At 54.5% G+C, this 26705-nt stretch carries 18 protein-coding genes; 9 read left to right on the top strand and 9 right to left on the bottom strand.

Features of this window, described 5'->3' with window-relative positions:
- The 4 genes from F4Y39_10980 to ispE all read right to left on the bottom strand — a co-directional run.
- Positions 1-548 (bottom strand): sodium-translocating pyrophosphatase (locus F4Y39_10980; GenBank protein MYC14238.1); only part of this gene is annotated, 548 nt, incomplete at its 3' end.
- Complete coding sequence (locus tag F4Y39_10975; protein MYC14237.1) at positions 548-1144, bottom strand: aminoacyl-tRNA hydrolase; 597 nt, start codon at positions 1142-1144, stop codon at positions 548-550. The genes F4Y39_10975 and F4Y39_10980, both read right to left, overlap by 1 nt.
- On the bottom strand, positions 1095-1811 hold the full coding sequence (locus F4Y39_10970; protein ID MYC14236.1) for a 50S ribosomal protein L25: 717 nt from the start codon (positions 1809-1811) through the stop codon (positions 1095-1097). Before F4Y39_10970 ends, F4Y39_10975 begins: the two co-directional genes overlap by 50 nt.
- Before the next feature lie 131 nt (positions 1812-1942).
- Positions 1943-2836 (bottom strand): 4-(cytidine 5'-diphospho)-2-C-methyl-D-erythritol kinase, encoded by an 894-nt coding sequence (gene ispE, locus F4Y39_10965; protein MYC14235.1) that lies wholly within the window; start codon positions 2834-2836, stop codon positions 1943-1945.
- A gap of 124 nt (positions 2837-2960) precedes the next feature.
- Here ispE and F4Y39_10960 point away from each other — a divergent pair, with 124 nt between their 5' ends.
- From F4Y39_10960 to F4Y39_10945, 4 genes are all read left to right on the top strand, one after another.
- Positions 2961-6902: a tetratricopeptide repeat protein gene (locus tag F4Y39_10960; GenBank protein ID MYC14234.1), complete on the top strand. Its 3942-nt coding sequence runs from the start codon at positions 2961-2963 to the stop codon at positions 6900-6902.
- A gap of 74 nt (positions 6903-6976) precedes the next feature.
- Entirely contained in the window at positions 6977-8524 is a 1548-nt protein-coding gene (locus F4Y39_10955) for a sigma-54-dependent Fis family transcriptional regulator (GenBank protein MYC14233.1), read from the top strand.
- A gap of 308 nt (positions 8525-8832) precedes the next feature.
- The gene (locus F4Y39_10950) at positions 8833-10305 is read left to right on the top strand and encodes a Do family serine endopeptidase (protein ID MYC14232.1); all 1473 of its coding nucleotides are present in this window, start codon (positions 8833-8835) and stop codon (positions 10303-10305) included.
- 11 nt (positions 10306-10316) lie between these two features.
- The gene (locus F4Y39_10945; protein ID MYC14231.1) at positions 10317-11447 is read left to right on the top strand and encodes an aminopeptidase P family protein; all 1131 of its coding nucleotides are present in this window, start codon (positions 10317-10319) and stop codon (positions 11445-11447) included.
- A gap of 218 nt (positions 11448-11665) precedes the next feature.
- Here the strand turns inward: F4Y39_10945 and F4Y39_10940 are convergent, their stop codons facing one another.
- The 5 genes from F4Y39_10940 to F4Y39_10920 form a co-directional block, all read right to left on the bottom strand.
- Positions 11666-13396: a hypothetical protein gene (locus F4Y39_10940; protein ID MYC14230.1), complete on the bottom strand. Its 1731-nt coding sequence runs from the start codon at positions 13394-13396 to the stop codon at positions 11666-11668.
- Positions 13397-13523: 127 nt separating this feature from the next.
- Positions 13524-15131: a hypothetical protein gene (locus tag F4Y39_10935; GenBank protein ID MYC14229.1), complete on the bottom strand. Its 1608-nt coding sequence runs from the start codon at positions 15129-15131 to the stop codon at positions 13524-13526.
- Between the two features lie 291 nt (positions 15132-15422).
- Positions 15423-16343, bottom strand: coding sequence for a site-specific tyrosine recombinase XerD (xerD, locus tag F4Y39_10930; GenBank protein MYC14228.1), 921 nt, complete (start codon positions 16341-16343; stop codon positions 15423-15425).
- Entirely contained in the window at positions 16343-18193 is a 1851-nt protein-coding gene (gene uvrC / locus F4Y39_10925; GenBank protein ID MYC14227.1) for an excinuclease ABC subunit UvrC, read from the bottom strand. The genes xerD and uvrC overlap by 1 nt, the downstream gene beginning before the upstream one ends.
- Before the next feature lie 241 nt (positions 18194-18434).
- The gene (locus F4Y39_10920; GenBank protein ID MYC14226.1) at positions 18435-18929 is read right to left on the bottom strand and encodes a metallophosphoesterase; all 495 of its coding nucleotides are present in this window, start codon (positions 18927-18929) and stop codon (positions 18435-18437) included.
- A gap of 171 nt (positions 18930-19100) precedes the next feature.
- Between F4Y39_10920 and F4Y39_10915 the strand changes: the two genes are divergently transcribed.
- From F4Y39_10915 to F4Y39_10895, 5 genes are all read left to right on the top strand, one after another.
- Positions 19101-19979: an ATP phosphoribosyltransferase gene (locus tag F4Y39_10915; GenBank protein ID MYC14225.1), complete on the top strand. Its 879-nt coding sequence runs from the start codon at positions 19101-19103 to the stop codon at positions 19977-19979.
- A gap of 255 nt (positions 19980-20234) precedes the next feature.
- A complete protein-coding gene (locus F4Y39_10910) occupies positions 20235-22658 on the top strand; it encodes a phospholipid carrier-dependent glycosyltransferase (GenBank protein ID MYC14224.1) in 2424 nt (807 codons plus the stop codon).
- A complete protein-coding gene (hisD, locus tag F4Y39_10905; protein ID MYC14223.1) occupies positions 22655-23950 on the top strand; it encodes a histidinol dehydrogenase in 1296 nt (431 codons plus the stop codon). Before F4Y39_10910 ends, hisD begins: the two co-directional genes overlap by 4 nt.
- Positions 23947-25008 carry a histidinol-phosphate transaminase gene (gene hisC / locus F4Y39_10900; GenBank protein ID MYC14222.1) on the top strand — a complete coding sequence of 354 codons (1062 nt, stop codon included), beginning with the start codon at positions 23947-23949 and terminating at the stop codon, positions 25006-25008. The genes hisD and hisC overlap by 4 nt, the downstream gene beginning before the upstream one ends.
- A gap of 109 nt (positions 25009-25117) precedes the next feature.
- Positions 25118-26524, top strand: coding sequence for a hypothetical protein (locus F4Y39_10895; GenBank protein ID MYC14221.1), 1407 nt, complete (start codon positions 25118-25120; stop codon positions 26522-26524).
- The last annotated feature ends 181 nt before the right edge of the window (positions 26525-26705 follow it).

The raw sequence follows: 26705 nt of genomic DNA, 5'->3' as shown, positions 1-26705 counted from the left end.
GTCTTGGTATAAATACCCCCCCCAACCCGGGCAAAGAGCGCAATAGAACTCGCACCCATAGCAAAACCATTAATCATAGCCGCCTGATCGGGTTTGCCGTAAAAATAAAAAAGCAAGCCCACGCCAAAAAGCCCCAGACTTGCCACAGACAGTCCCATCACTGCCCCGCCAGAAAACGCGACATTCAACGCCTTATCCCGCCCACTTTGACTGGCGGCATAAGCCGTCCGCACATTCGCCTTGGTCGCCGCCTTCATCCCGATAAAACCCGCGCAAAGCGAACAAAGCGCGCCGCCCAAAAAAGATATGGCCGTGGGCAAATTGATACCCCAGCACACCAGCGCAAACACCAGCACAATAAAAACGGCGAGCACGCTGTATTCGCGCTTCAAAAAGGTCACGGCACCATCCTGGATATCCGCCGCGATCTCCCGCATCAGCTCCGTGCCCTCTGATTGTCTGGCAACATAGAGATAAATCAAACCAGCGCAAACCAGCCCAACCACGCCCAGCACAGGTGCCAAATCGACAATCATAAAAAGCTCCATTAACGCGCATTATACCTGTTCATAGCTAATTCAATACCTTCTCTTGCCCAGCAAAGCGCGCCGTTAACCGCTTGCCCAACCGCATCTGTAATCACATCCCGATCTTCGAATGTAAATTCACCCAACACGTAATCAATCATGCCATCCAACCGGGCGGGTTGCCCAACACCGATGCGCAACCGCGGAAAATCTGCAGCCCCCAACGCGCATTCAACAGACCGCAAACCATTGTGCCCACCGTGACTGCCCGCGCGCCGAAAGCGCAACCGACCCAAATCTATATGCACATCGTCAACCACCACCAGAACATCTGCCCGTGCAACCTGAAAACACCGCACAATTTCCGCCACACCCAAACCGCTCTTATTCATATACGTCAGCGGCTTAACCAGCACCAGATCATCTGAAAACCTGCACCACGTACAAAATTCAAAGGCATGCCATAGTGCACCTTTGCCCAGCGCATCAACCACCCAAAACCCCACATTGTGGCGCGTCTGTGCATAGCGCGCGCCCGGATTGCCCAACCCCACAATCGCCTTTACACTACGACTCATCGCCTTCTTCGTCATCGCGGCTGCGTCTGCCGCGCTCAATAAGCTCTGGCTCCTGCATTTCTGCGCCTTCTTCGCCCTCAGCGCCTTCTTCGCCCTCAGCGACCAATCCTTCTTCGTCCGCCTCTTCCTCTTCCTCTTCAATAACAAGCGAGGGCGCAGCCACCGCAAAAATCGTGCGGTCGCTATCCGTCACAATAGAAAAATCATCGCCATCCACGACAATATCCGAAACGTGCAGCGAATCCCCGATATCCAAATCCGACACATCGATTTCAATATGATCGGGGATCTCTGTGGGCAGGCACTCGACCTCGAGATCGTGCAACATCTGTTCCAGAATCCCCTCGCCAATCCGCACGCCAACAGCCGACCCCGTAGCGTGAAGGGGCACCTCAACCACAATCTTGCGCGTCAAATCAATGCGGTGAAAATCCACATGTAAAATCTCATCGCGCACGGGATGATACTGAATATCCTTAATAATCGTACTCTGGCTTGTATCGCCCGCACTCAGCGAAATAATGGCATTGCGACCGTGCGCCTTCAACAAATCCGTCAACCTGCGCTGATCCACGGAACAGGCAACAGACTCGGCACCTTCGCCATAGACAACCGCGGGCAATTGACCGCGAAAGCGCAACTTTTTGGCGACCTTCTTGCCAGCTTCCGTGCGAACATCTACATTGAGAGAAACTTGATCGGACATGATATTCTCCAAAATCTTCTGGATCGCGGCTCAAGCATGTCCCTGCATGGTATTGAGCAGGGAACCATACCGCGATGACACCCTGGAGCCTGCCCCGTAATGCCTCTATACAGGCACCGCCCCTACGTAAATCAAACGGGACAACACAAAAACGCCCGAAACTGATCGGCTTTAAACCCTGCCCAAACAGCCTCGGCAACATCTCGAGACTCAAAAACACCGTACAGCGTAGAACCGCTGCCAGACATCGACGCAACGATCGCGCCGGCATCTGTCAACCGCGACAAAATATCGCGCGTTTCCGGATGCGATTGAACGATAAGAGGCAGAAAATCATTCTCAATACGCCCCCAAAAACCCGAAACAGGCAAATCTTTTACAGAATTAATGAAACTATCATATTCACCATGCCCTGTCAAGGTCTTTTTATAATTCGCAAACGCCCAGCCCGTATGCACCTGGAACCCCGGACAAACCAGCACATAAGCCACATCTGCAGACCACGGCACATACCGCATAATCTCTCCCCGTCCCGAAACCACTGCCGTACCCTTTTGCCGCACAAAAAACGGCACATCGGACCCCAAAGTCGCGCCTATCTCGCGCAGTTCGCCACCTGAAAGACCCGCTTCCCACGCCCGATTCAAAACCCGCAACACAGCCGCTGCATCTGAACTCCCCCCGCCCAAACCCGCCGCCATCGGAATCCGCTTCTCTATCACAACCTCAACCCCGCAATCCATCCCCGTATAAGACCGAAACGCCAGAACCGCCTTATAGACCAGATTTTCTGGACCTGTGGGCAAATCCGCATCGTCGCACGACAAAATAATCTGCCCCTGTCCCGCTGGCTCAAAAACGAGGCGATCGCACAGATCCACAGTCTGAAAAACCGATAAAATATTGTGAAACCCATCGCTGCGCCGCCCGAGAATCTTCAGCCCCAAATTGAGCTTTGCATATGCGTATTCGACAATTTTCAAAACACTATCTCCCATTGACGCCTTTTGTAAAATGTGATACATTCGGGAGGCAGGACAAAAACCTCAAAACCACTGGATCGCGGCTTACACCCTGCCGCGATGACGGGCGAGGCATGCCTCGCCCCTACGGTTGTTCACACTTCAACCTTCAACCTTCACACTTTTCATGATCCTTATTATAAACACATTAACCCGTGGTATCACCACTGCATTTTGCATCCTCCTCCTCGGCATCTCATCCCACCTCTGTGCGCAGGGGACCCAGGATGAAAACGCCCATTACGAACTCGCCACTCGGATCTTCGACGATGGACTCTATGCCGATGCCGCGCGGGAATACAAGCAATTCATCATCAACTTTCCCACCAGCAAGCGACTGCCCGATGCTATGCTGCGCGTTGGATTGGCGCTTGCCAGAGCCGAACAATACGACCTCGCACTCGAAGCCTTTCAGCAATTCATCGACCGCTACGCCACCCACATCGAAGTAGGTAATGCAATGCGCGCACGCGCCAATGCACTCAGCCAACTTGGAGAACACACCCGAGCAGGTGCAGCCTATCGCGATGTACACGCGGCCTATCCCGCCTCGACAAACGCGCCTCAGGACCTCCTATCCGCTGGCGAGAACTACCACAAAGGCGGTGCCTTATCAGAAGCGGGCGCGGCCTTTCGCCAACTCGTCGAACAATATCCCAAATCGCCTCTGATCAACGAAGCCACCTTCAACCTGGGCAGCGTCTTACTCGAAGAATCGCGCACCGAAGAAGCCCTCGTGCAATTTCGCACCCTCGCCGAACGTCCCGGTCCTGCAAAACGCAAACCCGACGCCCTCCTCGAAATGGGCAACATCGCCCTATCGCGCGACAACCTCTCGGAAGCAGAACGCATCTTTGCAAACCTGCGCGCCAGATATCCCGCAACACCCGCCGCCCAGAACTCGCACCTCATCACAGGCGCGTGGCACGCCGGCAAAAACGACTGGGCAAGCGCTGAAAAAACCTATAACAACGCCCTCGGAACAATACCGAACAACACCCGTCGCCAACAAGCCCTGTTGGGAAGTGCAAATGCAAAACGCAAACTCGGCAAAAGCGAAAGTGCGCTACAGCGCTACGCCGCATTTCTAAGAACCTACCCCAAAAGCCCCTTCCACGCCCATGCCCTGATAGGCTATGGCCGCACATTTGCAGACCTGAAAAATTATCGCAATGCCCTGGACGCATTCAAAAATCTTCAGGAAAAATATCCAGACACAGACATCAGCATCCAGGCCTATGGCGACATCGGAAACTTATGGCGCGCGCTTGGAACGCACCAAAAGGCATTATCTGCCTATCAAACATACCTGACCCGCATACAATCCCCTATCGAAAAAGCCAATGCACGACTGCACATCGCGCAAATCTGTGAAGACCTGCACTGGTACGACCTCGCAGCCGAAAATTATCGCACCCTGATCAACAGCCCAATCGCGCACTACGCCGCCGAAGGTCAATACGGCCTTGCCCGCGTATTTGAAAAAACCGGAGACCCCGCACGCGCACTGCGAGAATACCGCACCTACATCAAAAATCACGGCGACGCCTCGCGCGCCGAAACAGCGGAAACGCGCATCCAGATCCTCACGGAATTTGGCACCACAACCGACCGCGACCGCATCTGGGTCGAACTGATAGCCACCCTCCCCGGCATCGCCGACGACGCACACACGCAACTAAAACTCGGCAAAACCTTCTACAACCAAAAACACTACAACCGCGCAATCACCCACCTCGAAACCGCGCTAACAGCCCGGGGGATACCCCCCTCAGCCTATGAACACATACTCGTCGAAGAAACAGACAAAACACCCGAAAACACACCCGCAACCACATCGGACGACACACTCGCCCTTGCGGCCGAAGCCGCACGCGCAGCCGAAGCCGCACTCGCAGCATTATCTTCACCTGACGACGCACCTGTAACCAACGACACATCTGACGATACATCCAGTACGGGCGAAAAATCTTTCGCCCCAACATCCAACGACACATCTAATAATGATACATCACCTGATGACGACACACCCATACCCAATGAATCGGCATTCAGCAACGCACCCCCCTGGGCATCTGAAGCCTATTACCTCCTCGGCACCAGCTACCTGAAACAGGCGCGCAGAGCCACCCTTGAAAACAAATCCCCAGACGAATGGCAAAACAAGGGCCTCACAACACTCAAAATACTCATCCAAAAATTCCCCGACAACGACCACACAAAAGACGCCGCGCTCGCAGTCATACACACAGAAACAGCCCACATACAGCCCGACACCCTCCGCGCACAAACGCGCCTGAGCGCATATCGCGCATATCGCAAAACACATGCCAACAGCCCCGCCCTGCTCCTGCGAATCGCCGACGCCCACTTTTCCAACACCCACATCGACAGCGCCCTGAGCCTGTACCTCCAGGTACAAAAAAACGCCGACAATCCCACACAAAAAGAAAAAGCCACATACGGCATCGGCTTGTGTCAGGCGCAGCAACAACAACACGCGCGCGCCGAAGAAACCCTGAAAAACTTTCTCTTCAACTATCCCCAGAGCGACCTGTCATCCCACGCGCAATTTCAACTGGGGCGCATACTCCTCGACCGGGAATTTTACGCCAGCGCCGCCGAAGCATTCTCCGAACTCCTGTCCGCATCTCCAACGCTCGCACTCCAGCGATCTGCCCGCTCGCTCCTATCAGAAAGCCACCACCGCCTGGGCAACTATCAACGCGCCATAGAAATAGACGAACGATTGATCACCCACAACACCACCCCCCAATTACTGCGCCGCCTCGCCGAATCCTATGCGCAAAACAACCAGCGCGACAAAGCCATCACAACTTATAACATGTACCTCCGAAAATATCCACAAGCACCCGACGCCGACAGCATCGCCTACACGCGCGCCGAACACCTGACACATCTCAACCGCACATCAGAAGCCCTCACCGCCTTCCGCGAATTCTCCAAAAAATATCCCGACAGCCCGCTCGGCACACAGGCGGACCAATCCGTGGGCGACCTCCTCTTTCAAACGGAAAAATACGCCCAGGCCATCGCCGCGTACCAGCGCATACCAGAAATCGCGCGCAACGAAACCATGGCCGCCCGCGAAGTCTTGAGCCTCTACCGCCTCCGGCGCATCAGCGAAGCCAACAAAGCCGCGGGCCAATTCAAAAAAACCTATAAAACAGCAACCGAATGGGTCGCCCGCTTTGAAGTGGAAAAAGGCAAATATCAACTCGCCGTCAAAAACCCCAAAAAAGCGCGACAAATCTTTGAAGACATTTCGAAAAAATACGCCAGAACCGAAGCAGAAGCCGACGCGCGCTATTACATCATCCGCGCCTATCGCGACGAAGGACCCGACAAAGACGGCAACAACGAACCCTATCTCAACGCCCTCAGCGCCTTCATAAAAAATTATCCCGACAGCCCGCACTGGGTAGATGCCAACCTCGAACTCGCCGCATTTTGGGAACGCAACGAAGAATACAACCTGTCTGCACGCGCATATCGCAACGCCATAGAAAAAGGCGTCGCCAAATCCGAAAAACCCGGCATCCTCCACAAACTCGCAAAAAACTACAGCAACCTCAACGCTTACGACCTCGCCATCAACTTTGCGCGCCAACTCATCCGAGAATTTCCCCAGGACCGCCTTGCCCTAAGCGCCCGCATCGACATCGGCACCATTTACCTGCCCAACAAAGGCGACCACGAACAAGCCATTGCAGAACTTCGCCCCCTGCTCAAACTCGTAACTGTGGAAGACGAAAAAGCCAGCGTCCAGTATTCCATCGCAGAAAATTATTTTGAACTGGCCGACTATGACAACGCACTCCGAGAATTTTTAATCCTGCGCTACAACCAGAACGCGGGGCCGATGTGGATCGCATCTGCACAAATGAAAATAGCGGACTGCTATGCGGCACAGAACAACATCGAACAAGCCATACAAGAACTCGAAGCCATCAAACGCAGCCACGGCGCAGCCAGTAATTATGGTATTGCGGCGGAGAAACGCATTCAGCAAATACAAGCACAGTCAGAATCAGGATTTACAAGATGAAAGGATGAACGGGATAAAGTCAAAGGCGAAAGGCAACGGCAAAACCTCTGGATCGCGGCTACAACCCTGCCGCGATGACAAACAAAATCACTAACCATATTATAATCATGTCCACCGACCAAAAAGAAGCCCTCATCATCGTCGATCAGCCCACTGCACTGGGCCGGGACCTGCGCGCTGCACTCGAAGAACTCGGCTGGCAAACCCTTGTGACCAACAGCGTGAGACCCGCCAGAAAACTGCTCTCAGAAAACCAGTTTGACCTGCTCATCCTGGACGAAACCACATTGCCCGAAGTGCAACTCGCCGACATATTATCCGACCGACCTGAAAAAATCCCCGTCTTCGTCATCACCACGCAAGACGGCACGCAACTCCAAACAACCTTAGACCCCGATGCCCTGCTCTCCTATCCACTCATCCCCGCAGAATTGCAGGACGCCCTGACGCAAAAGCGCACCCGGCCCGACACCGCCATCCTCGGCCGCTCGGACGCCATGCAACAAATCCGGGAAAGCGTGGCACAAATCGCGCCCACCCCCGTCAGCGTACTCATCACAGGAGAAAGCGGCTCCGGAAAAAACCTCATCGCCGAAGCCATCCACCGGCAAAGCGCGCGCAGCGACGAACCATTTCTCATCATCAACTGCGGCGCAATACCCGAAACCCTTCTCGAAAGCGAACTCTTCGGCCACGAAAAAGGCGCATTTACCGACGCGCGCACGCAGCGGTCCGGCATCTTTGAAGCCGCCAATCGCGGCACCGTCTTCCTCGATGAAATCGGCGAAATGTCGCTCTCTGCACAGGTGCGCTTATTGCGCGTCCTCGACGCCAAAGAAGTCACCCGCCTGGGCAGCACCGCCCCAATAGCCGTTGACGTCCGCGTCATAGCCGCCACCAATCGCAACCTGCAACAAGCCGTTGCCGAAGGCAAATTTCGGCAAGACCTCTACCAGCGCCTTCGCGTCATAGAAATCGAAATGCCCCCACTGCGCACCCATCCCAATGACATCCCCCTCATCGCGCAAAACATCATCCAAAAACAAAGCGCCGAACTGCGCATGCCCCCCATAGAATTCGCACCCGACGCGATGAACGCGCTACAACAGTACCACTGGCCGGGCAATGTCCGGGAACTCATCAACCTCATCGAACGCCTCATGGTCCTATCCAAAACCCGACACATATCCGCCCTGGACCTCGCGCAATATCTCCAAACATCCCCGGTGACAGAACCCTCTTATCTCCCCGTCCTCGCGGGCAAAACACCTGCAGAATCCGATCGCGACCTGCTCTATTGGGCCATACTCGAAGTCGCCAAAGACATCAAAGAACTCAAAGCCTATTTGATGCAAAGCATGCAAACGCCTGTACAAAATACACCAACGCCCGTCCTGCCCGTCTATGACACACCCATAGAAGACACAGAAATCAAAGAAACCGTAGGTGCAGGTTTTAAACCTGAGCCTACCGAAGAAGACATACGCCCCTTGCGAGAACTCGAACGCGAAGCCATCGCCAATGCCCTGCGCGTAACCGGAGGCCACCGAGAACGCACGGCAAAACTACTCGGCATGGCCGTACGCACGCTGTACAGGAAGATTGATCAATACGATTTGTAGAAAGTAGTCAAGAAAACCTTCTGGATCGCGGCTCAACACCATGCCTGCCCCTGCATGGTTTAAGCAGGGGCCGCGATGACAATCGTCACCCCGTAGTGATTCTATACGGGGTCCAGTCTGGGGGTTTGCCTCCGATTTTCGGAACCATCGGACGGGGTCGTGGGTCTAATCGTCGAAAATAGAAATTGCATAACTTATAAGTGGTAAAAAATCTGGATTGCGGCTAACGCATGCCCCTGCATGCCTTAAGCAGGGGACATGCCGCAATGACAATCAAAACCACTTAATTCCCAAAAGGAGTACCCGCTATGAAACACCGCACCATCGCGCTATTGTGCCTCATCGCACTGCTATTGTCCCCCGCCTATACGGGCGAAGCCGCACTCACACCCGAAGAAAAACAGGCCATTGCCCAAATCAAAGCGTATAACACCGCCTTCAAAGCCATTGCCAAAGAAGTCACCCCATCCGTCGTAACCATCAACGTCACCCTCAGTGCAGAGGACAGGCCTCGCCGCCGCGGCTTCCCCTTCCCCTTTGAATTTGAAGAACGGCCAAATCGAAGGCCAGACCGAAGACCACAACCCCTGCCAGACCCGCAAACCACGGGATCGGGCATCGTCATAACTGCCGACGGCTACATCCTCACCAACCACCACGTCGCGGGCGACGCCGAAAAACTCACCGTCACCTTCAGCGACAACCGCGAATACGACGCCGAGCTCGTCGGCTCTGACCCGCGCACCGACATCGCCGTCATCAAAATTGACGCCACGGGACTAAAACCCGCAACCATTGGCAAATCAGACGACATTGAAATTGGCGAATGGGTACTCGCCGTAGGCGCGCCCCTCAACCTCAAATCCACAGTCACAGCGGGCATCGTGAGTGCCGTTGGCCGCGACATCAACATCATCAACGACCCGCGGGGCCTGAGCATCGAAGACTTCATCCAGACCGACGCCGCCATCAACCCCGGCAACTCGGGTGGTGCCCTCGTCAACCTCAACGGCGAAGTCATCGGCGTCAACACAGCCATTGCCACATCCAACCGATCCTTCATCGGCTATGGCTTTGCCGTACCCATAGACCTCGCCAAAAAAGTAATGGATGACATCATCGCACACGGCAAAGTCAAACGCGGTTATATCGGCATCAACCTCGGTTCCGTAGATGCGGGCACAGCAGAAGCTTTTGGCCTTGACCGTCCCAAAGGCGTACTCATCAACGCTGTCCTGCCCAATACCCCGGCCGCAAAAGCCAACCTCAAAGAAGGCGACATCATCCTCTCAGTAGATGGTAAACCCGTCAATCGCCCCAACCATCTCCAGAGCCTGGTCGCCCGCAAACACCCGGGCGACACCGTGACACTCGCCATCAGGCGCAACACCGAAAACTTGACCGTGCGCGTCTCCCTGGGCGAACACCTGCCCGAAGACCTGGCCAGTGCAGATGACGCGCCCGAAAAAGAACGAGAAAATGCATCCATCTCAGAAATCGGCCTCACCGTCCACGACATCACCGCGAAAATGATCGAAGAATACGGCATTGCTGAAAATACCACAGGCGTGGTCGTCACCGACATCTCCCGCGAAGCGCGCAACGCCGGCTTTAGCGAAGGCGACATCATCTATGGCGTGCGTCAAAGCCCCTTTCAACAGGACATAAAAACAGTACACGACTTTGAGACCGCCGTATCCAAACTCAAAAAAGGAAAAAACGCCGCATTTTCAGTCATCACGCGCGATGGTGGCCGTCGTTTCCTGTCCCTGAAAATATAAGGATATAGATAATGAGTACCTCTGAAGCGCGGCTCATGATAGCCGCCAGCGAAACCGACGCCGACATGTACTACGCCACGCGCTTTCTCGCGCCCGACCCCTTCATCTTCTTTCAAATCGGCGCAAAAAAACACCTCCTCATGTCCGACCTGGAACGCGACCGCGCGCGCGCCCAGGCCCAGGTCGATCATGTACTCTCCCTATCCGAATACCAGGAAAAAGCAAAAAAAAAGGACACCGATGAAGAACCCTCTCAAATCGATGCCTTACACGAAGTACTACGGGAAAAAAACATCACCCACCTGAACGTCCCCCGCGCCTTTGCCATAGCCACGGCAGACGACTTGCGCGAACGCGGATACACAGTGGCATTTCCAGAAGGCGCGTACTGGCCCGACCGGGAAATCAAAACCCCCGAAGAAATCGAATACATCCGCGAAGCCCAACAACACACCGAAGCCGCAATGGACGCCGCCATAACCCTCATCCGCAACTCGGAAATCCGCGGCGACCTCCTCTACCACAACGGCGAACCCCTCACATCGGAAACCGTCAAACGCGAAATAAAATTTCTCCTCCTCGAACGCGACTACACAGCCGGTCACACCATCGTCGCCGGTGGCGACCAGGCCTGCGACCCCCACAACGAAGGCACCGGCCCACTACACGCGCACAAATCCATCATCATCGACATCTTCCCCCGCTCGAACACCACCGGCTACTTCGCCGACCTCACCCGCACCGTCGTCAAAGGCGAACCCTCTGCCGACCTCCAGAACATCTACGACGCAGTCCTCGCCGGACAAAACCTCGTCCTCGACAGCGTCCGCGCAGAAGCAGACGGCCAGGCCATCCATCGGGCACTCACAGAACTATTTGAAAACCGCAACTTCGAAACCGGCAACATAGACGGCCGCATGCAGGGATTCTTTCACGGCACGGGTCACGGCCTGGGCCTCGAAATCCACGAACCCCCGCGCATCGGCAAAACCCCGGACACCCTCTGCGCCGGGCACATCGTCACCATCGAACCGGGCCTCTATTACCCGGGCCGGGGCGCCGTGCGCATCGAAGACCTCGCCGTCGTCACCGAAGACGGCCTCGAAAACCTGACTACCTATCCGAAATTTCTCACCTTATGAACGCAAAGACGAATCAACGGAACGGGGTACAACTGGCCGTCTCTCAGGCCAGTTCATCAACGAACCCCGCCCTACCACCCAAAACCTCTGGATTGCGGCTAACACCCTGCCGCAATGACGACACTTTTGATTGGGTTGGTTGATATGTAAGGTTGATGATTTCTTGATTCGTCTATTCGTCTATTCGCGCTTTTCTCGTCTATTCGTCTATCCGCCTTTCACATCGCATTCTCCACCCGAGCCGTAATAACATCGATCCCCTCATACTTCCGATGATGCACCGATGAAGCGTAATGCCGCAAAAGCCGGATCGAAAACTCGTGATCATCCTCGGCATACGCATCCTCACCCAAATACGCGATCTGGTCTTCGATATTCTCGCCATCCGAAGCCGCCAGAAATTCAACCTCTGCTACCCCATCATCCATGCGAATACCCATGATCAGTTGCCGCGATGTACTGGAAGATTCCTTTTCATCCTGCGTCACAAGACTCACCAGCATCTCTTCCCCTACCGAACGCAGGCGGTATTGCCCGCTCTCCGTCCAACCGTATTTCTCGGCAAACGCAACGAGAAACTCGTCAATCGCGGGCAATGCAGACAACTCCAGCGGCACTTGAATTTTTCTCCGCCGCGAACCGGTCAGCTCCACCAAAAGCGTCATGCCAATAACCGTCAGGCTTCCCACCGTAACCCCGCTATCGAGCAACTCGTGCACAAACCCGTCAAAAAATCCAGCAATACTCCCAGAAGAAAGCCCAACCATTATCGATACCGCGATGACGATACTCTTGCGATGATCAATCTTATCATCGAACGCCACCTTTGCCCCTTCCACGAAAAGCCCGCCAAATACGATGATATAGACAGCCGCCAGAACCGGACTCGGAATCGCAATGAGAAAAGCCCCCAACTTGGGCAAAAATGCCACCCCGACCATAAACAACCCCATGTACACACCCACTATCCGCGTAGCCACGCCTGTAAGAGAGACATACGTTGCAGTGAGTGCCCAGGGCGTCGTGGCAGAGGGAATGCCCAGAAAGCCCACGATCAAATTGCCCACGGAATAGGCATTGAGACCGCCTTGAACAACTCTGAAATCCTGTGCCTGTACCTCTCGGTGCGAAGCTCTTTGGATCACGCCAATATCCCCAACAGCCTTCACAAAAGTCACCAAACCGACAAAGATAAAAGCCGGCAGAAGTCCCCAAAATTCAACGCCAAAGGTCAAATCCAAACCTTCCCAGACGGGAACGGGAAAACCGATATAGGCAGCTTCGACCACACCGCTGTTATCGTACAACCCCAAAGGCACTGCGACAAGCAGACCCGCCAAAATGGTGATACCGACTATCCACAGCCGCCAGATCTGTGGCGCACGCAAAATTATCAGTACCCCAACAAGCAAAGATATTGTCAGGGTCGCGATAACGCGATCAACGGGCAAATCCTGTGTCGATTTCACAACATCGTTAAACAGGAAGGGAGCTGCCGTAGCTGCGACCAACATCACAATTGTGCCACTGACGGTTCGCGTAAATATTCGGCGCAACAGCGGAAGGTACATCGTGAGCACCAACTGAACGAGCGTCGAGACAACGGTCAAAATCGCCAGCAAGCCCGGTCCGCCTTTTTCTAAGGCAAGCGTAGAGATCGCAATAAAAGGGATATTGAAACCCGTCAAAATGAGAAGTCCAGTCCCAATTCGACCACGGAAAGCCTGAATAATTGACGTGAATCCGCACGTTATCAAGGCCATAAACACGGCCCACGGCAAATAGGCCCCGGTCTCGCCCGATGATCGAATGACCACAGTCGTAAACACCACGACCATGACGATATTTGGCGATGCCATCTGAACGGCAGATAGTATGGCTACAGACCGGGGACATTTGTCCTCTGGTTCGTAGCGAATACCCTCATTTACCTGCCTGACTTCCGCCATGATTACATCCTCTAATATTGCGTGGTGCAAAAACGGTTAAAGCTACTTATGGCTGCGCTTCAAACGCAGCCATAAGCGATGGAGTTTTGTCGCCTGCTCGCGCGTAATAATGCGAGACAAAGGCTTCTCAATCGCCCGCCGGTTCGCCAAAGTAGCTCGACCCGAAAATCAGGCCATCGTAGCGAATCACCCATGCATGTGCATCCAGGATTACGCCGGTTCTCACGTGGGGCCGCTGGTAGTGAATCCAGTGCCCGGCCTCGGTCGCACGCACTATTTCTTTGCCAAGTTCAAATCCGGTGCTGGGTACCTTAATATTCTCGATGTTGAGACCCACCGCTCCGGGCGCAACAAGAAAGACAACGACGAGGTCCTCTTGGTCAATCAGAAACAAAGACCATTGGCCTTCGATGCTCTCCCGGCTGCTGTAATAGGCGACGGTGGCTTCCAGGCCCTCCTGTTTGTACTTGTCTATGGCAGCCTGCACGTATGCCTTGGTGCCCGCTTCGGGACTCTCTGGGGCAGGGTAATAGCCCGAAGCGAAAATCATCCCATCGCGCCGAATGGCGTAGCCCACCTTGGGAACCTCCGCCAGCGTCACAGGATGCGGCCACAGGTAGTCCACCCAAACGCCCACGCCTTCCTCCGCCTTGGCCAGCGCCTTGCCCAGTTCGTAGCCATCGGAACCCACCACATCCTTGAGGTCCGTGCCGATCAGGCTGGGAATCAGCGGGTGGACGTGATAGATGTCGTCCGCGTCGGTGGCGAACAAATACCACTCGCCCTCAATGGAGGCCACGCTGTTGTAGTAGGCCTTCATCGCCTCCAGGCCGTCGCGCTCGTAGCGTTCAATGGCCCGTTGCACGTACGCCACGGTGTACTCCCTCGGATCGGCACCCTGCCAGGGCGGCGGTCCCGCCTCGATGTCCGAGGTGTAGTAGCCCGAGGCGAAGATCAGCCCGTCGTGGCGCACCACCCAGGCCGCCTTGTGTTCTTCCCGCTGTGTTACCGGATTCGGCCACAGGTATTCCACCCAATGGCCTTCCGCGGTCGCCTTGGCGATCTCCTTCCCCAGTTCGTAACCGTCCGAACCCACCACGTCCTTGATGTCCGTGCCGATCAGGTGCGGGAAAATGGGATGCGCCAGGTAGAGATCATCGGCCCCGATGAGGAACAGGTAAAAATGCCCATCCACGCTTTCCCGGCTGTTGTAATACGCGATGGTCGCTTCCAGGCCCTCTCGGTCGTAGTGCGCGATCGCTTTGGCGATGTAATTGCGGGTGACGTCGGCCAGATTTTCTTGCAACGTGAAATGCCCGGCCATGAAAACGAGATCATCGTGCCGAATGAGGAAGCTGCGCTTGGGGCCTAACTGTCGGGTTATGGGATGAATACTTTGATGATCCATCCAGATGCCTTCCGGAGTGACTGGACCGAGGGTGGGCGCGGGCGCACCGACGCCTGCGGATAAACCACTTGCCAGTATGACGCTTTGTTGCGGATCAATGATATACATGAACCGCTCGCCTTCGATGCTTTCTCGGCTACTGTAGTATGCGAGTGTGGCTTCCCGCCCATCGCGCTGGTAACGCTCAATGGCCTTCATTACATAAGCTTTTGTGAGCGCATCCTCGTCATCGGCGGCCATCGCGGAAGAACTCGTGATCTGTGCATTACCCCACATCACACCAGCCACGAGTGCCAACGCGAACACGCGACAAATATCTCGAAACATAACAGCCTCCCTTGTAAAATGGTTTTCTCTGCGAATACTGCGAATACTGCGAATACTGCGAATACTGCGAATACTGCGAATACGGAAAAAATAAGGTAAAATATTTCTCCCGCAATATAAAACCACGCCTCTTGCAGAGGTCATGAAAGCACCTAACTTTCTGGATCGCGGCTTTAAACATGCCGCGATGACGAGTGCCTTTATCGTTCCGTACCTTTGTGTCTTTATGTCGTGAACTGGCCTGAGAGACGGCCAGTTGTACCCCGCTCGTGTGAGGCCTCTTCACACCCCTCATGCCCTCGGATGAAACGTCCGGTGCACCTCCTTCAAATACTCCCGATCGACATGGGTATAAATCTGCGTCGTTGAAATATCCGCATGCCCCAGCATCTCTTGCACCGCCCGCAAATCTGCGCCACCCTCCAGCAAATGCGTCGCAAAAGAATGCCGCAACGTATGCGGACTCACCTTCTTCTCCAACCCCGCCAGCACCACGTATTGCCTCAGCACCTTCCACACGCCCATCCGCGACAACGGACCACCGCGAAAATTCAAAAACACCTCAACCCCGGTATGGGGCTTAACCAGACCAGGACGCACCGCATCCAAATATTCTGACACCCACTCAATACCCTCTGACCCAATCGGCACCACCCGCTCGCGCCCGCCCTTGCCCAGCACCCGAATCACCTCCACATCAAACAACAAATCCACCTGCGACAACCCGATCAACTCCGACACCCGCAACCCCGCCCCATAAAGCATCTCTATAAGCGCGCGATCGCGCAACCCCAGGGGCGTCTCCACATCCGGTGCCAGCATCAACCGCTCAACCTCGTAAATATTCAGCACCGAAGGCAGCTTTCGCCCCAACTTAGGCGGCTTCAAATGCTCCGTCGGATCCCGGCGCGCGAGACCCTCCCCCAACAAAAACCGGTGAAACATCCGCACCGCCGTCAAATTGCGCGCCACACTCGACGCCTCCAGCCCCATCTCCGAAAGCAAATTCAACAGCGCGGATACCTCTGTCTGAGAAATCTCATCCGGCGCGCGGATCCCCAAATCGGTCAACAGCGTCAAATACCGGCTCAAATCGCGCTCATAAGCACGCGCCGTATTATCCGACAACCCGCGCTCCAGCGTCACAGAATCGAGAAACCGCTGCAACGCCCGTTCTAACTCAGGGGCAATTTGTATCTGTTCTATAGACATTATTTCAACCCCTCACAAATCACCTCAGCCAACCGCAACCCTACCCCCTCGACCTCTGCCACCTCTTCGACCTCTGCCTCTCGGATCCGCTTCACCGAACCGAAATGCTTCAACAGTGCGATGCGCCGCGACGGACCCACCCCGGGAATCTCGTCCAACTCCGAAGTCAGCGTCCGCTTCTGTCGCAACTTGCGGTGGTATTCAATCGCAAACCGGTGCGACTCATCGCGCAACATCTGCAACAACTTCAACGACGACGACGACTTCGGAATATTCTGCGGATCGGACAGACCCGGCAAAAACACCTCCTCCAACCGCTTCGCCAGCCCAATCACCGGTTGATCTTCAATCCCCAACGCTCGCAGCGCCTCAACCACACTCGAAAGCTGACCCTTGCCCCCGTCAACCAACAGCAAATCCGGAAAAGACTTGCCCTCCTCCATCAGCCGCTTAAACCGCCGCGTCACCACCTGTTGCATCATCGCAAAATCATTGGGACCTTCAATCCCCGTAATTTTAAAATGCCGGTACTCGCGCTTTCGCGCCCTGCCATCCACAAAACACACCAGCGACGCCACCGGATCCGACCCCTGAATATTTGAAATATCCACCGCCTCAATCCACCGCGGCGGCTTCTCCAGATGCAAATCGCGCTGAAGCGCCTGCACGGCTGCGGGCGCTTGCGACCTGCGATTCTCGCGCTTCAACCGCCGCTCCGTCAACAACAGCCGCGCATTATTCTCCGCCATCTTTATCAGCCGAAACTTATCCCCCCGCTGGGGCACGCGCATCTCAACCCCGCCTTCTGAACGCTCTGTGAGCCAATCGAGCACCGTCTCCCGATCCTCGATATCACCTGGCAGGCACACCTCTCGCGGCACAAATGTAGCCGTCGCGTAAAACAACTGCACAAATTTTGAAACCACCTCTTCCTCAGACGCATCCAGCACCCCGCCGAGAAAATAATTCTGTCGCCCGATCAACCGCCCATCGCGCACCTCCATCACCACCCCGCAAGCCTCGTCATCTTCCCGCGCAACCGCAATCGCATCCCAATCCGTCAAATCATTGGACACCACCTTTTGCCGGCTCGAAGCCTGCTCCAGCGCCTGAATGCGATCCCGATAAATCGCCGCCTCCTCGAACCTCAGCGCCTCTGCCGCCCGCCTCATCCGCTCTTTAAGCGTCACCATAACCTGCGTATGCCGCCCCGTCAAAAACAACACCGCCTCATCCACAATCTTCTGATACGCGTCTGCCACAATCAACCCCTCGCAGGGCCCATCGCACCGCTTGATCTCGTAATCCAGACACAACCGCACATTGGCCTTTGGCAAATCGTAATCACAACTCCGAATCCGAAACAACCGGTGCATCGTCTCCACCATGCGCCGCATCGCCCGCACATCCGTATAAGGACCCAAATAGCGCGACCCATCCTTCACCACATCGCGCGTCACCACAACGCGGGGAAACGCCTCCTTTGTAATGCGGATATACGGATACTTCTTATCGTCCTTCAAACTGATATTGTAGCGCGGCTTGTGTGCCTTAATCAAATTCGCTTCTAAAATCAACGCCTCCAACTCCGTATCCGTAACAATATATTCCAAATCGCGCACATTGCGAACCAGTGCCCGAAACTGCCGCCGCCCATCATGGGCATTCGGACGAAAATACTGCTGCACCCGGCTGCGCAACACCTTTGCCTTGCCGATATAAATAATCTGCCCCTCATCGCCCTTCATAATGTACACACCAGGCTCTCTGGGCATCAGCGCCACAATACCGTCGATATGCTCGCGAATAGTGTTGAGGTCCGCGGAATTTTGCGATACATCAGCCAAGATACTATCCTTTCAGCGAATAGACGAATAGACGAATAGACGAATAGACGAATAGACGAACCCCGCCCTGCCACCCAAAACCTCTGGATTGCGGCTTACAGCATGCCGCAATGACGGCCTATTTGTCTATGAACTGGCCCCACATTACCCACTTGTGGGGCAGGCTCTGAGAGGCGACTGGTTGTACATCGTTCCGCTGATTCGTTGATTCGTTGATTCGTTGATTCGTTGATTCGTTGATTCGTCACAATTCCACAATCTCCACATCCATCGCATTCAAATCCAGAATCCCCACCGTCTCCCGCCCCGTCGTCCACCCACACGCCTCTCCCGGATTAATCACCAGCGTATCTCCTCTTCTCACATCAATCTCGTGCGTATGCCCGTAAAAAATCACATCATAAGCACCGCTATTCGCCAGAGCATCCACCTCATCTGGCTCGTGCAACATCAAAATGCGCTTGCCCTCCCATTCGTGTACATAAGGCGGGCGGTGAATCGGTCCCAGATCTTCAAAAAGTGCCCGCAAACCGAACTTCTCCCCATCGTTATTCCCAAAAACCCCGACAAAAGGCACCGTCAAATCGCCCATCCAGCGCGCATTAAACGGCGCGATATAATCGCCCCCGTGTAGCACCAGCCCCACATCGCGCGCATTGAAAAGCCTCATAGCCTTCTCAACCGCATGTTTATTATCGTGTGTATCCGTAATCAAACCGACGAGATGTGATTTTCCCATGATTAAACTCCTATTGTCAGGTCAATTCTTCTGGAGGAACTCGATTTTCATAATTATATGCATATAATTTCCCAAAAAAAACAAAAAATCTTATCTTTAACAGATACGGACTTGCGCGCTGTGCCCGATGGCTCATTTGATTTATGTGTTAAATATAGGAGCAGATCCCCCATGCCCATATTAAAAATCGGCCTTCCCTCCGGAAGCCTTCAGGAATCTACGCTCACCCTATTTGCCAAAGCCGGTTATCGCATCCGCACCAGCCACCGGTCCTACACGCCCGTCATCGACGACCCCGAAATCGAAGGCTTATTTCTGCGCGCCCAGGAAATCGCGCACTACGTCGAACGCGGCGTCCTCGACATTGGACTCACCGGCATTGACTGGATCCTGGAAAACGAAGCCGACATCATCGAAATCGCCGAATTTGCCTATAGCAAAACCACATCGCAACCCGCGCGCTGGATCATCGCAGTACCCGAAGACTCGGACATCCAGACCATCCAGGACCTGCAGGGCAAGCGCATCGCCACCGAACTCGTCACAGCCACGCGCAACCACCTCAAAAACCACGGCATAACCGCCGAAGTCGAATACTCCTGGGGATCCACCGAAGCCAAAGTCCGCGTGCCCGGCCTCGTCGATGCCATCGCCGAACTCACCGAAACCGGATCCTCTTTGCGCGCCAACAACCTGCGCGTCATAGACACCATGTTTGAAACCACGCCCAGACTCATCGCCAACAAAAATGCCTATAGCGATGCGTGGAAACGCGAAAAAGCGCAACACATCGCCACCCTCCTCATCGGTGCATTCAACGCCGAAGACAAAGTCGGCCTCAAAATGAACGTACGCCGCGCCGATCTCGCTCAAATCGTCAAAAATCTACCCGCGCTCAACAACCCCACCATCGCCAACTTACTCGACGAAAACTGGGTCGCCATCGAAGTCATCGTCGATGAACGCATCGTGCGCGACCTCATACCAAAACTCAAACAATCGGGCGCCGAGGGGATTATAGAGTATCCTTTGAATAAAGTGATCTATTGAAAACCTCTGTCTGAAGCGGTGTACAACTGGTCGTTTTCCAGACCAGTTCATCAGGATGGGCAGGATGAAAGGATGGGCAGGATAAAAACAAAAGCAAAACCTTCTGGATTGCGGCTAAAACCCTGCCGCAATGACAACTCCCGTTCGTCACGCCCCTGCTTAGAGCATACAGGGGCAGGCTCTGCATGTTTTAAGCAGGCGTCCAGTGGATTCAGCCAAGAAACTTATTTGAAAGACCATTCAGGAACCTAACCCATGCGTGGGATCAGGAAGCAGATCAAAATTTCTCACTGTGTAGTATTATGCATCATACTGGGCTGTTCGCTGCGCTTTGTGGGATTGACCAGAGGGGACAGTTCGTTTGTAATAGATGGGGCAAGCCAATATGAAAGAGCATTTTACCATTTCCATCCCGACGAAACGGCCCTCATCCAGGCCGCTTTAGATCCCATTGATCCCCTCGCCCCCAAAATCACCAGCTATGGTATGCTGCCCATCTATCTTTTGCGAGGTGTACTGGAATTTAACAGCACTATTTTGCGCCAGGACTTTACAAACCAGAAATCACCCGATAGGGTCCGATATGTATATTTCACCGCTCGTATCCTATCGGTACTGGTTTCTTGTCTGACCCTGTATCTGGTCTGGTTATTGGGTGCCCGGTGGTTCAGTGACCTGACGGGTCTGCTCGCTGTTTGCGTCGTAGCCGTAGCCCCAATGGCAATCCAACTGGCCCATTTCTATACCGTAGATGGATTGTTTACCCTGCTGATTCTGGCCACCGTGTATGTCCTTTTAAGAGCATTGGAACGGCCTGATTGGCGGTGGTTTGTATTGACGGGCATATTGATCGGACTCAGTGCCGCCGTGCGCCTGATAGGCTTATCAGCGGGATTTATATTGCTGGTCGGCCATATCACTCGTCAGCGGCAATTAAAAGCTGTCCTGACACCCTCTATTTGGCTGGCGGGTCTATCAACCGTGTTGTGTCTGCTTGCGCTCCAGCCATTTCTCGTATTAGACCGGGACCTGATTTTTCAGGGCACAAATCCTTACGGTCTGGGTTTTGCGATGGAATGGGCGCGAGGAGAATTCCTCACAATCTGGAGCCTGGTGGATATCCACACCATCCCTTATCTGTATCACTGGAGCCATCTGTGGCCTCTGGGGGTGGGTTGGCCTCTTACCATCCTCTTCGTCTTTGGATTAGCATATAGTCTCTGGAAAGTAGATCATCAAAAAGGATTGATCTTGCTCTGGATCGGGATCTATTTTTACGCAATCGGTGGTTTGCAGGCCAAGCCCATAAGGTATCTCCTCCCTCTGCTGCCCTTCCTGGCTCTTTTGTCGGCAGATTTTTGCGTCTGGTTCATCCGCTCCCCTCAATTTGCACGGGTGCGAAAATTGGCCATTGGGATTTGCGCTGCGGTATTTATGTACAGCGCTATTTACGGCGTTGCTTTTGCCAGCCTCTATATTCGGGAAGACAGCCGCATCCAAGCCGCACGCTGGATAGACCAACACATCCCCGCCAATAGCCGGATCGGTGTCGAAAGAGGTGGGTTCTCTATGCGCGGAATGATCAATTCAGAGCAATATTCCGTTCGTCCAATCAAAATGGGGGTGCTCTTTACATTACGTGGATTCACAACCTGTAAAGCAGAGTTCATTTTTGCACAGGATCAGCTACGCCACCTGGATTACATAGCCATAACAGACGTCAACCGCTATCAACAATTCACTGCCGCCCCCGAACTGGTTCCGGGGGGTGCGGCTTTCTACCAGGCATTGGTAGATGGTGAGTTGGGTTTTAATTTGGTCCAGCGCTTCAGGCACTATCCCTCTCTGGGTAGTATAGCGTTCAAAGATGAGGGCAGTGAACCGACGTTTGTAGGCTTTGACCATCCAACTGTCATGATTTTTAAAAAAAAGGATGAGGCCGCCTATCAGCAGGGCATAGCACACCTGCAGAAACAGGCCTCGACAAATCCCCATTGTGTCGATTCTCTGTTGGAGACAGCCTGTTCCGCCCTTCAGGCAGGAGATCTCGACCAGAGTCTGCTGGCGGCCAGACGAGCGATAGCGCAATTTCCCCAATCGAAAATTGCCCATCTCATTGCATCAGAAATACACAGGCAACGAGGGGAAGAGGCCATGGAACTACACCGGGCTTACTGGGCAGAGGTTGCACGCAGTCTGAGTTCGCATTGGCTGCTCTGGGGAAGCGGACAGAGTTTATTGGAATTGGGCGTGACCGATTTAACTTTATCTGTGCTTGAGGAAGGGACTCGGCAAATCGTCTCAGGAAAGGAAGTTGAGGCAGCCAATCTGTATATCATTCTCGCCTACCGTCTATACCACCGCCAGGAAAAGGAAGAGGCAGCGAAAGTCTTCTTGTTTTCAACCCAAATTCACCCACTACCTGTGGCTTATAATTTTCTGGCAAATATCGCTTTCCAGGGAGAAGACTACAAACAGGCGGCAGGATATCTCGAACAATCGCTACAGTTAGACGATAAACAAGCTGATGTACACGCCACTGTAGGGAAAATCACGGCCCGATTCTTGAACAATCAGCCAAAAGCCCTGTACCACTTTCAAAGGGCACTGGAACTGGACCCCAAATTAGAGACTGATCTATCCAGATGGATAGAAACTAAACGAGAAGTAATAAAATGATCGAAATCATCAAATACAACCGCGACAAAACACCCCCAAAACTCGACGCCATACTCTCGCGCACCCCTGATTTCTCCGCCGAACAAGAAGCAACCGTGCGAGAAATCGTCAGCACCGTAAGAAAACAGGGGGACCGCGCCCTCCTCGCGTACACCAAAAAATACGACGGCATAGCCATCACAGCCACCGACATTCGCGTACCCGAAACCGAAATCAAAGCAGCCCATCGCAACGCCGACCCCAAATTCATCGAAATCATAGACGCAGCTGCGACAAACATCCGCAAATTTCACGAAACACAGCGACAAACATCCTACTTCATCGAAGATGGCGACGGCGTCATCCTCGGCAAACGCATCTTACCCATCGAACGCGTTGCCCTGCTCATCCCCGGCGCAAGTGCCCCCTTATTCTCCACCCTGCTCATGGCCGCCATCCCCGCGCAAATCGCAGGCGTCCCGCACCTCTGCATCGCCACGCCCCCGCAGCCAAACGGCGCCATACACCCCGCCGTCCTCGCCACAGCCCATCACATAGGCATCTGCGAAATCTACAAAATCTTTGGCGCACAAGCCATCGCCGCGCTCGCTTATGGCACCGACACCATACCCCGCGTTGACAAACTCGTCGGACCCGGCAACCCCTATGTACAAATCGCAAAAAAACTCGTCTTCGGAACCGTTGACATCGACATGATCGCCGGACCCAGCGAAATCGTCGTCCTCGCCGACCGCACCGCAAACGCCAAACACGTCGCCGCCGACCTCCTCTCACAGGCCGAACACGGCAGCGGATATGAAGCCGCGGTCTGCATCACCCCCTCTGCCGACCTCGCAACGCAAATCGCCGACGAAATCGCCCATCAAGCCGCCGACCTGACACACCGCGAAGCCATACAAAAAGCACTCGACCGCTTTGGCGCAATCGTCGTCGTGCGCGACCTTGCCGAAGGCATTGACCTCGCCAATCGCATCGCACCCGAACATCTCGAACTCATCGTCGCCGATCCCTGGGCACACCTGCAAACCGTTCGCCATGCCGGCGCCGTATTCCTCGGCGCGGCATCATCCGAACCCGTGGGCGACTACTATGCGGGCACCAACCACATCCTGCCCACGGCCGGAGCCGCCCGATTCGCGTCATCCGTTGGCGTTGACACCTTCACCAAAAACATCAGCATCTTACAATACACCGACCAACGCCTGCAAAAAACCGCGGGCCACATCATCAGCATGGCCGAAACCGAGGGCCTCGACGCCCATGCCAATGCCATCAGGATCAGGATTCCATGACCTACCTCCAAAACATAAAACCCGAAGTCCGCGCCCTGCACGGGTACCATCTCACCGCCTACGATTGTCCCATCAAGCTCAATCAAAACGAAAGCCCGTTTGACGTACCCGACAGCTTGAAAGACGACATCTTGCGCGCTGTCCGCAACAAATCCTGGTCGCGCTATCCCGAACCCATGCAAATGGACCTCGTCGAAGCACTCGCCGACCACGCAGGCGTCCAACCCGGTGGACTCATCGTCTGCAACGGATCGAACACCCTCGTACAACTCGTCCTCGGCGTCGTATCCGCACCCGGTGTCCAGGTCGTCATCCCCTCGCCCTCATTCTCCCTCTACGGCCTCTACACCGACATATTCAGCGGACGCGTCCTCGACATACCCCTCACAGAAAACTACGGCTTCGACATCCCGGCTCTATGTCGCGCTGCCAGCGAAAAAAACGTGCGCCTCATCATCCTCTGCTCCCCCAACAACCCCACGGGATGCGCCATCTCAAACACAGACCTCGACAAACTCTTATCCAGCACCAGCGCCCTCGTCATGGTCGATGAAGCCTACGGCGAATTCTACGACCAGACCGCCATCGACCTCTTGCCCAAACACCCCAACCTCATCGTACTCAAAACCCTCTCCAAAGCATTTGGCGCCGCGGGCATCCGCATTGGATATCTCATCGCCCACCCCGACTTGCGCGACGAAATCATCAAAGGCAAAATCCCCTTTGACATCAACATCTTCTCGCACACAGCGGCCATGGCCATCCTCAACCACAAAGACCTCATACAAAAACGCATCGCATTCATCTGCTCAGAACGCGAGCGCGTCTTCCAGGCCCTCGACAAAATAGAAGGCGTCACACCCTATCCATCACACGCCAACCTCATCCTCTTTGAAGTCGCCGATCCAGACCTCGTCTTCACCGGACTAATCGAACAAGGCGTACTCATCCGCAACGTCACATCCTATCCCATGCTCGACAAGGCGCTGCGCGTATCCATCGGCACCGAACGAGAAAACGACCGCTTTTTGGAAGCCCTTGAAAGGACACTAAAATAAAAAAACCTTCTGGATTGCGGCTAACATCATGCCGCAATGACGGCACTGTTAATAGCCTTGATTGACACGTATTAGTCCATACCTTTGTAATTCTCCGTGAGACAAACCCATGCCAAAACCAACAGACATAAAAATCAAATCCGTCGCCACCTACTTCCTCCCCGTACAAACGCGCATACCCTACCGCTTTGGCACCGAACAACTCGACAGCGTCACCTGCGTCAGAGTCCGCATCGACGTCGAAGACCAGCGCGGCAACACCGCTTCTGGCTGGGGAGAAACACCTTTAAGCGCGCCCTGGGCATGGCCATCGCCACACCTCACTTATGCCATCCGGGAAACCGCCATGAAAAACTTCTGCCTCAAAATCGGACGCGCCTATGCAGACATCAACACCGCCGGTCACCCCATCGAAATCGGCCACATAGTCCAGGAAAACATCCTCCCCAACCTCCTGTCGGCCTTCAACATCGAACAACAAAACACCACGGGAGACATGCCCCGCCTATCCGCGCTCGTCTGCGCCTCGGCCTATGACCTCGCCCTGCACGACGCCTATGGCATGTGCCACAACATCGACACCTACGACACGTACAACGCAGAATTCATGAACGCCGACCTCTCGCACTACCTCGACACCGCCGAAGACATCGACGACAACTTCGCCGATCGCTATCCCGAAAACTATCTCATCCGCCCGCGACCAAACCGCCTGCCCGCATGGCACGCCGTAGGCGGCAACGACCTCCTCGACGACGCCGAACGCACAGGCGATGAACCCGACGACGGCTATCCCGTAGTCCTCCCCGACTGGATACAACGCGACGGCATCACCTGCCTCAAAATCAAACTCACCGGACAAGAACCCGGATGGGATTACGACCGCATCGTCCGCATCGGACAAATCGGCATCGAAAACAACGCCATGTGGTTGTGTACAGACTTCAACTGCACCGTCCAACAAGTCGATTACGTCAACGACATCCTGGACCGCCTCCTCACCGACCACCCGCGCATCTATCAAATGATCCTCTATGTCGAACAGCCCTTTGCTTATGAACTCTCTGAAAACCCCCTCCCTGTCCACAGCATCTCCGCGCGCAAACCCCTCTTCATGGACGAAAGCGCGCACGACTGGCGCGTGATATGCCTGGGGCGGCAACTCGGCTGGACCGGCGTCGCACTCAAAACCTGCAAAACCCAGACCGGCGCCCTGCTCTCCCTCTGCTGGGCGCGCGCACACGGCATGACACTCATGGTACAGGACCTCACAAATCCCATGCTCGCACAAATCCCCCACGCCCTGCTCACCGCCCATGCTGGCACCGTCATGGGCTTTGAAACCAACGCCATGCAATTTTACCCCGAAGCCTCAATCCCCGAAGCCGCCGTACACCCCGGCGTCTATCGCCGGCAAAACGGCCACATCGACATCTCCACAGTCGAAGGTCCCGGCTTTGGATACAAACATCACTTAATAAAACGCATACTCCCCGAACCTGCTGATGGAAATTAAAAAACAAAAACCTTCTGGATCGCGGCTCAACACCATGCCGCGATGACGCACGGGAGCCTGCCCCGTAATGACTCTATACGGGGGCACAGGGGCCGTCCCCTACAACATCGTACACATGCTTCGTTGATTCGTCTATTCGTCTATTCGTCTATTCGTCTATTCGTCTATTCGTCTATTCGTC

The organism is Gemmatimonadota bacterium (assembly GCA_009838845.1).
GTDB lineage: Bacteria > Latescibacterota > UBA2968 > UBA2968 > UBA2968 > VXRD01.
The sequence above is the reverse complement of the archived record's forward strand: the minus strand, read 5'-3'. Positions and strand labels throughout refer to the sequence as shown.